We start from the raw sequence: 7,842 nt of genomic DNA, 5'->3' as shown, positions 1-7,842 counted from the left end.
GATGAGCCTCCCGGAAATGCTCGCCGCGCTCTACCAGGCGAAACTGGCCAGCCCCGAAGACGTGCCCGCCCAGCCGCAGTGGATCGTCGGCGGCATCCTCGAACAGGGCGGAGACTTCTACAAATACATCCGCAACCGCGACCTGCAAAAGAACGAGGGCCTCATCCTCCGCCACCTCCTGCGCTTCGTCATCCTCGCCGGCGAGTTCCAGACCCAATCCGGCGGCGACCCGACCTACCAGGACTTCGCCGCCCAGGTCACCACCATCTGCCAGAGCGTCGACCCGCGCTACACCGAGCGCTTCCTCTCCGCCGAGGAAGAAGCCAAAAAACTCGGCCCGGTGTGACGGATGTCCTTTCTCAGGAGGCGCAATCGTTAGGAGTGGGCCATGAATGAAGAGCTCGAGCGCAGCCTTCAGACAACGCTTCGCAATAATATGATCAAGTACTTTCAACTGATGTCCTCGCGCGAAGCCCAATTGAGTTACCAGCGGGAAGTTCCTATAGCGCAAGTCTCTGCCGAGCTGATCTGCCAATGGGAAGACATTGTCCCGTTTGACGATCCGTCGGGACATTTCGTTCCGCCCGCCTTCTCAATGGAAGAATTGGATGCCATCCGCGAATTCCACGAGGTCTGGAACGATGTTCGCAAGAGTTGTCGGCGGAAAGTTCCTCGAATTGAGAAATTCCAGATGACACGCGAATGGATGCGTCTGCACGTTTCGGCGCGGGCGGCGCTCGCTGTATTCGATCGAAGGGGACCGCAGCCCGCGGAGCAGGCTGCATCCTGATTCACCGATGACCGATTCTTCGCCCGTAGGGCGCGCGATCGTTGCCAGTGACTTCAGTCACTGGTAGACGTGATTGCAGTATTTGATCGCCGCCGGGTGGCCCACCGCTTCAGCGGTGGGGGAGCGACCGTATGCGTCCGTTGGGGAGGTAAGCATGTCACGTCTGTCCTCGTGCCCGCAGCACGTGGTCGCCGGCCGTGGTGCGAGCAATAATGCGTGCATTCGCCTAACTCGAACTCTCGTTCGTTCGGGCAAGGGCCAGGTAGGAAACTCGGTCAACCGGAAAGGGGGCGGTTCATGTTGGATCAGGCGAAGCAAAGACGCTTGTGGCAATCAACCTGCGTACTGGCCATCAGCACAGCCGCTCTCCTCGTTGCGTGCAGATCGAAGGACTCGGACAGCGGCAAGGTGCGTGGGTCGGGAGTGGCCAAGACCGAGGCGCGAACCGTCGATGCCTTCGACGGCATTCTGCTCGTGGGCGGAGCGTCATTGAACGTAACGATCGGGGCGAGCGGTCCGCTCGAGATCACGGCCGATGACAACATCCTGCCGCACCTCGAAACCTCCGTGACGGACGGACGCCTCACGATCAAGCCCGATACGCCCATCAAACCCGATGTGACCATCGTCATCAAAGTCACGACGGATGCGCTCAAAGACCTCGCAGTTCGCGGCGCGGGTAACGTCAAAGTCTATGCAGTCGATAACGAAACCCTATCCATCAAAATCGAGGGGGCGGCCAACGTATACGCCGAGGGCAAGACGGACGGCCTTGATGTCCTCGCCGAGGGCGCGGGCAATTTGGACTTGGCCAAGCTCATGGCTCAAAAGGCCGTCGTCATTCTGCGCGGCGCCGGCTCCGCGGATGTGTACGCTGCGGAAAAACTGGACGCGACCATCGAGGGCATGGGCCGCATCGAGTATTACGGCGACGCCGAGGTGACCGAGAACATCAAAGGCCTCGGCGTGATCACCAAGGGCGGGTAACGGCGCAGCGTCCGCCGCGCGGACGATTCTTGCGTGTACCATGCCCACCCTTCGTGAGCCCGGGTGACCCACCGCTTGAGCCGTGGGGGATCGACATGTGGGGCATGCGATTCACGGGGCGCCGGGCACACGGTTTGCATGCGATCTTCGTGCCGCATGCATGGCACTAGCGGGTGATGACAATGGCCTTCTTTCGCAAGAAAAAGACCCGTAGGGCCGCCGGTTTCCTCGTTCTTGGGCTGCTCTCCTGCTTGGGCTTCCTAATCGATCAATTGGGGTGGATCGGCGAGGCAACCTCCGGTCGCTTTTTCGGATTCGTCATGGGTTTCTTCGCAGGAATGTGCCTTACTGCTGCTTGGGCGGAAGCAGCCGTGGGACTTTCCGAGCAAATCGTTGCGGGTCGTGCGGAGCATCAATCGGACTTCGCTCGCCGAATGAGCTTCGTCTGCCTTTACGTGGCAATGTTCGCAATCCTGATAAAGTGGCTTCGTGGTCCGGAACTCTCCCGCGACCGCGTCGGATTGCTTGTAAGGGTGCTGATACTTCTGATGGTGTTCGGATTCGTCGTGCTTCAGGTGGCTTCGTGGTGCAGGCCCAGGGATCGCGGGGATCATTGACCCGCTCGGTGTCAGCTGGATAATCGGACAAGGCGCGTCAAGCGGAGCTCTCGACGTGACCCTCAAAGAAATCCATGGAAGTGATTGACTCCTGCACTCAAGACCATCAGCCGGCCGGCAGTCGTTCCACGAGGCGTCGACTCGTCTTGCTCATCGTGAATTGCCTGGTGGGAATTGTCTTCGGGGTTGCAGCCGTCGCATTATGGGGACTCTACGTCACAGGCTTGGAGCTTGCGCTTGAGGTATTTTTCTTCTACCCAATGGCGGCGTTCCTGGTCGTGGTCATCGAAGTCTCTTGCGGTAGCACGTTTGTAAGAGCCGAGCACGGAGGAATTCTGACGATTGCGCAATACGCCACGTTTGCCATCTGTTGGGTTTGGCAGGGTGGAGACCTTAAGCAAACCGAAGTGTTGGTTGCGTTCTCTGTTTCTGGTTTCGTCATGCCCTTGATAGGGCGTCTCCTGACCAGAATGATCTGGCGGAAAAATAGACTTCCGAACATTATCGAATGCAGAAAGTGCAAATATGATCTTCGGGGCAACGAATCGGGTTACTGCCCGGAATGCGGCACTCCTATCCATGGTGCCCGGGAACCGTAGACTTCCGCTGTGCTACGAGCACGGCACCCGGCGTGTGCGCCTCCTATGCGATGGTGCCTGCATGACCCACTATTCAGCCAACGACATGGATTCGCCGTTTCGCGTCGAATCAGTCACTGAAAGCGGCGATGATCTCGAAATACGATGCCTGTCTCGAGACAGGGCCGTTTGGGAATCGGTCGATTGCCTCGTGGACGAAGCTCAGTGTGGCTGGCGGCTGCTGACGATAAACTTCTCCAGCCCACAAATTGCCCGCACAAAATTATTCGGACTGTTCACGAGAGAGTCGATTGGCGGCCGCGCCGGACTGTCACTCTTGTTGAAACCCACGGACCTCGCCGCACCCGCCCGTCCCATCACGATGACGATCGTCGCCCGAAGGCGAGATCAGGTAATCCGCGGCCAAATACTCCTCGTTCCTGAGTAATGTGCGGCCCCCCGAAATTTCAGCCGAAGCCAGGTTCCATCGCCACGCCTCGTGGCCAAGCAGGGACACCCAGTCGGGACCGTTTCCCAGCGCCGCGAGTTGATGCACTCTTCAGCCAAATACGCAGCAATTCCAAACAAAAGCCATACATCAAGTCCGGCACCCTGACTGAAAAATTCAATCGAGCGTTCGATTAAATCAGAAATGTTGCGAAAACGGGCGCTATGGGCATGATCGCGCCAAATGCGCCATCCGACTGAGCGCCCCTGCGCGTTCTTTAAGTAGAGGAGGAGTGTGCCGTGCCCATCGCGAAACGACAGGCAGTGCCCAGAACAGGAGCGATCGGCTTACGGGTGACCGGCCGCACGATCCCCGCCGCCCAGCGCCTCCCTCACCGCGTCGGCGATGTGCCGCAGGTTGTTCAGATAGTCGCCGCTCAGCGGATCGACCTCGATCACCGCGCCGCCGATCGCCTCCGCCACGGCCTCCGCGTTCCGCTTGCCGAATTGCGGCTGCACGAAGATCAGCTTCACCCCCGCGGATTTCGCCCGCTGAATCAACTCCGCCAGCGCCTTGGCCGTGGGTTGCTTCCCGCCGGATTCAATCGCGATCTGGTGCAGGCCGTACGCCTGCGCAAAGTACCCGTACGCTGGGTGGTAGACCAAAAAGTCCTTTCCCTTGAGCGGCGCCAGCTCCGCCGCGATGCGGGCGTCGACCTCGCCCAGGTCCTTCAGAAACGCGTCCAAATTCCGCGAGAGTGCGTCGCGGTGCTCGGGCATGGCCGCCGCCAACGCCTCGAAGATGGTTCGCGCCTGGATTTTCGCCAGCCTGGGACTCAGCCAGATGTGCGGGTCGAGCTCACCGTGATCGTGGTCATGATCGCCCTCGTGATCGCATTCGTGCTCCTGCTCGGCGAGATCGATTCCCCGGCGCGTGTCGACGATCTCCAGATCCGGGAACGTCGAGGCGACCTTCTGGAGCACGCGGTCCTCGAAGTTCACACCGATCCGGAAGTAGATCTTCGCCCGGCCGAGCTCGGTGATGAGTTTGGGCGTGGGTTCGTACGTGTGCGGCGATTGCCCCGGTGGCAGGAGCACGCCGACGCGAACCAGGTCGCCGCCGATGCGCTCCACGAAAAACTTCTGCGGCGGAATGCTGACGAACACGGGGTACGGATCGGCCGGCGCGGCGCCGGCTCCCATCGAAATCACCACCGCATGAACCAGGAATGCACCCGGGAACCATCGCAGCAACCCTTGTGGACGAATCATGAAGTCACCCTCCGGAACCTCTACATCACGCGTTCATTCGTAATACATGGTATTACGCCCAGGCATGGACGCCAGTTCGACAGGGTCGCACGCGGGGCCGCCCTCAAAAGAAAAGCGTCGCCCGCTCACAACGGGCGACGCTTGGGAGATTCCGCATCGGTTCGTCGGGGGCCCAGGCCGAAGGCTTGGGCGGGAAACACTCGGCTACGCCACGGTGATGCTCTTATCCATATACACGTCCTGGATGATGTTGAGCAGCTTGACGCCCTCGCTCATGGGCCGCTGGAACGCCTTGCGCCCGGAAATCAGCCCCATGCCACCGGCGCGCTTGTTGATCACCGCCGTCTTGGCCGCGTCGTGGAAGTCGTTCTGTCCCGAGGCGCCGCCGGAGTTGATCAGGCCGATCCGTCCCATGTAGCAGCCCGCAATCTGGTAGCGGGTCAGGTCGATGGGATTGTCCGACGTGAGCTTTTCGTAGACCGCCTTGTTGGTCTTGCCGAAGTTGATGGCCGTAAAGCCGCCGTTATTCTCCGGCTGCTTCTGCTTGATGATGTCGGCCTCGAGCGTGACGCCGAGGTGGTTGGCCTGGCTCGTCAGGTCGGCCGCCAGATGGTAATCGGTGCCGTCCTTCTTGAAGGCGTTGTTCCGCAGGTAGCACCAGAGAATCGTGGCCATGCCCAGCTCGTGGGCGATCTGGAAGGCCTCGCCGACTTCCTGAATCTGGCGGGTGGATTCGTCGGAGCCGAAGTAGATGGTCGCGCCCACGGCCGCGGCGCCCATGTCCGCGCACTGCTTCACATTGGCGAACATGATCTGATCGTACTTGTTGGGATAGGTGAGCAATTCGTTGTGGTTGATCTTGACCACAAAGGGAATCTTGTGGGCATACTTGCGGGCGGTGGCGCCGAGGACGCCGAGGGTGGAGGCGACGGCGTTGCACCCGCCTTCGATGGCGAGCTTCACGATGCTCTCGGGATCGAAGTAGATGGGGTTGGGGGCGAAGGACGCGCCGGCACTGTGCTCGATGCCCTGGTCCACGGGCAGGATGGACAAATAGCCGGTCCCGGCGAGGCGGCCCGTGTTGAAGATGGACTGCATGTTGCGAAGCACCGGCACGGGGCGATCCGTCGCCGCGAAGATGCGGTCGACATAATCCGGCCCGGGCAGGTGCAGCATGGACTTGTCGATGGTCTGGCATTTGTGGGACAGGAGGGCGTTCGCGTCCTTGCCGAGCAGATCAAGAATAGCGCTCATGTTCGATTCACTCCACAGATCGGACTCTGATGACTGGATGCGACCGAGGTTAGCGCATTGTACGGCGCCACGGGATACCGGCAAAGGTACGCCCCGGTCGCGAATTACTGGCATGGCGCCGCCGGTGGCGGCAACCCCGGTTGCCGAGGCGCGCGGCCTCTGTTAGCTTGATCGGCTTGCCCCCGGTGCGGGTTTATGGGAGCGCCGGGGCCGGAAATCGCTGGACGGAGGTCAACGGAGCGTCTTCATGGCGGACCAGGACAAGGCCATTGAGCAGGAACTTGAGGAAGGCGAGGCCGTCGAGCTGGTCGAGGAGGCCGGCGCCGACGCCGAGGCAGGCGAGCTCAGCGACGAAGAACAGGCGTTGGCGGAGCTGAAGGAAGCCATCGGGGTCGAGAAGTCGGATGTCGGTCCGCTTCGCGTCAAGCTGACCGTGACGATCCCTCGGGAGTTTCTCGATGGTCGCCTCACGAAGGAGTTCGACGAGTTGCGGCGGGACGCCGTGATTCCCGGATTTCGCAAGGGCCACGCGCCGCTCAAGCTGGTGGAAAAGCGATTCGCCTCGGATGTCGGAGACCAGTTGAAGACGCAGCTCGTGGGCAGCGGGTTCCTTGCCGCGTCCGAGCGCGAAGGTCTCGACACGGTGGGCGATCCTCTCTTCTGGGTCAAGGTGAAGGAGCAGAGACAGGGGGCCGAGTTGGCCGACGAGGAGGCCGAAGTCGAGAAGCTGGTCCCGCTCCAGCATGCCACGGAATTGATTGACTGGCCCAAGGAAGGTCCCCTGACGTTCAGTTGCGAAGTCGAGCTTCGGCCTCAGTTCGAGTTGCCCAAGCTGGAGGGCATACCCCTGACGCGGCCGGACATTACCGTAACCGACGAGGACGTTCAGGAGCGCATCGACCGCTATCGCGCGGTGCGCGGGACGTTCGAGCCGGTGGAGAAGGGCGGGATCGAGCCGGACGACCTGTTGTACGGCGACATGCGGGTGACGGCGGAAGGGCAGGAGCTGCGGTCCGAAGCGGACGCGGAAGTCGCGGCCCGCGATACCTGGTGGGACGCGTTTCCGCTGAAGGGATTCGGTGACGCGGCGAAGGGGAAGGCCGCCGGCGATACGATCGAGCTGGGGATCACGATTCCCGACGACTACACCGATCTGGCCCTTCGCGGCAAGGTGGCGCAGGTCGCGTTCAAGGTCAACGAGATCAAGCGGAACGTGCCCGCGGCGTTGAACGAACAACTTCTCGAGGCGATGGGCTTTGAGAGCGAGCAGGAGCTGCGCGATCACGTTCGGCGGGATCTGGAGTCGCGCCGCGAGGAGGCCATGCGCCAGCGCCTGCGTGAACAGGTCGGTGACTACCTGATCGCCCAGACGAAGTTCGACATTCCGGAGGGCGTCTCGGCGCGGCAGACGGAGAAAACCCTCGCCCGGCGTATGATTCAACTCATGCAGATGGGCATGCCGGAAGCCGAGGTCCGCAAGTCGGTCGACGTGATGCGGGACAAGGCCCGCGACCAGGTCGTTCGCGACCTGAAGCTGTTCTTCGTCCTGGAGAAGATCGCCGAGGAACGCGAGACGGAAGTTTCCGAGGAGCGGCTCAACGCGGCGATCGCGGGCATCGCGCGGGAATCGGGCAAGCGCTTCGACCGGGTCCGCGACGAGTTGATGCACGGGGACGGGATGACCTCGCTCTACCTCCAGTTGCGCGACGAGCAGCTTCTCGACGAGCTCATCCGGGACGCGAACATCAGCACCGACGAAGGTCCCAAAAGCGAATAGGCGGGCGCCGATGACGGGCGACGCCTAGTGGTGGAAGGGTAACGATTAGCCGAAAATCAACTGGGCGATGGGCCGAAGGGCGTCGTTGTTCGGCAGCCGTTGCGGCAAGCCTCTATCGCG

General features: G+C 61.4%; 8 protein-coding genes. 6 read left to right on the top strand and 2 right to left on the bottom strand.

Annotated elements, in window-relative coordinates; translation table 11 throughout:
- From J5J06_05115 to J5J06_05095, 5 genes are all read left to right on the top strand, one after another.
- Window positions 1-346, top strand: a 346-nt coding sequence (locus tag J5J06_05115) for a hypothetical protein (GenBank protein MCO6436447.1), incomplete at its 5' end; no start/stop codon positions are given.
- Between the two features lie 42 nt (window positions 347-388).
- Window positions 389-790 (top strand): hypothetical protein, encoded by a 402-nt coding sequence (locus J5J06_05110; GenBank protein ID MCO6436446.1) that lies wholly within the window; start codon window positions 389-391, stop codon window positions 788-790.
- A gap of 297 nt (window positions 791-1,087) precedes the next feature.
- A complete protein-coding gene (locus tag J5J06_05105; protein MCO6436445.1) occupies window positions 1,088-1,777 on the top strand; it encodes a DUF2807 domain-containing protein in 690 nt (229 codons plus the stop codon).
- Window positions 1,778-1,950: 173 nt separating this feature from the next.
- Window positions 1,951-2,394: a hypothetical protein gene (locus J5J06_05100; protein ID MCO6436444.1), complete on the top strand. Its 444-nt coding sequence runs from the start codon at window positions 1,951-1,953 to the stop codon at window positions 2,392-2,394.
- 146 nt (window positions 2,395-2,540) lie between these two features.
- A complete protein-coding gene (locus tag J5J06_05095) occupies window positions 2,541-2,993 on the top strand; it encodes a hypothetical protein (protein ID MCO6436443.1) in 453 nt (150 codons plus the stop codon).
- Between the two features lie 774 nt (window positions 2,994-3,767).
- Here J5J06_05095 and J5J06_05090 read toward each other — a convergent pair.
- Window positions 3,768-4,691: a zinc ABC transporter substrate-binding protein gene (locus tag J5J06_05090; GenBank protein ID MCO6436442.1), complete on the bottom strand. Its 924-nt coding sequence runs from the start codon at window positions 4,689-4,691 to the stop codon at window positions 3,768-3,770.
- 204 nt (window positions 4,692-4,895) lie between these two features.
- The gene (locus J5J06_05085; GenBank protein ID MCO6436441.1) at window positions 4,896-5,945 is read right to left on the bottom strand and encodes a class I fructose-bisphosphate aldolase; all 1,050 of its coding nucleotides are present in this window, start codon (window positions 5,943-5,945) and stop codon (window positions 4,896-4,898) included.
- A 247-nt stretch (window positions 5,946-6,192) separates the two neighbouring features.
- Here J5J06_05085 and tig point away from each other — a divergent pair, with 247 nt between their 5' ends.
- Window positions 6,193-7,722: a trigger factor gene (gene tig / locus J5J06_05080; GenBank protein MCO6436440.1), complete on the top strand. Its 1,530-nt coding sequence runs from the start codon at window positions 6,193-6,195 to the stop codon at window positions 7,720-7,722.
- Window positions 7,723-7,842: the final 120 nt, after the last annotated feature.

This window comes from Phycisphaerae bacterium (genome assembly GCA_024102815.1).
Taxonomy (GTDB): Bacteria; Planctomycetota; Phycisphaerae; order UBA1845; family UBA1845; genus JAGFJJ01.
This window is presented reverse-complemented; position numbering and strand designations above follow the sequence as displayed.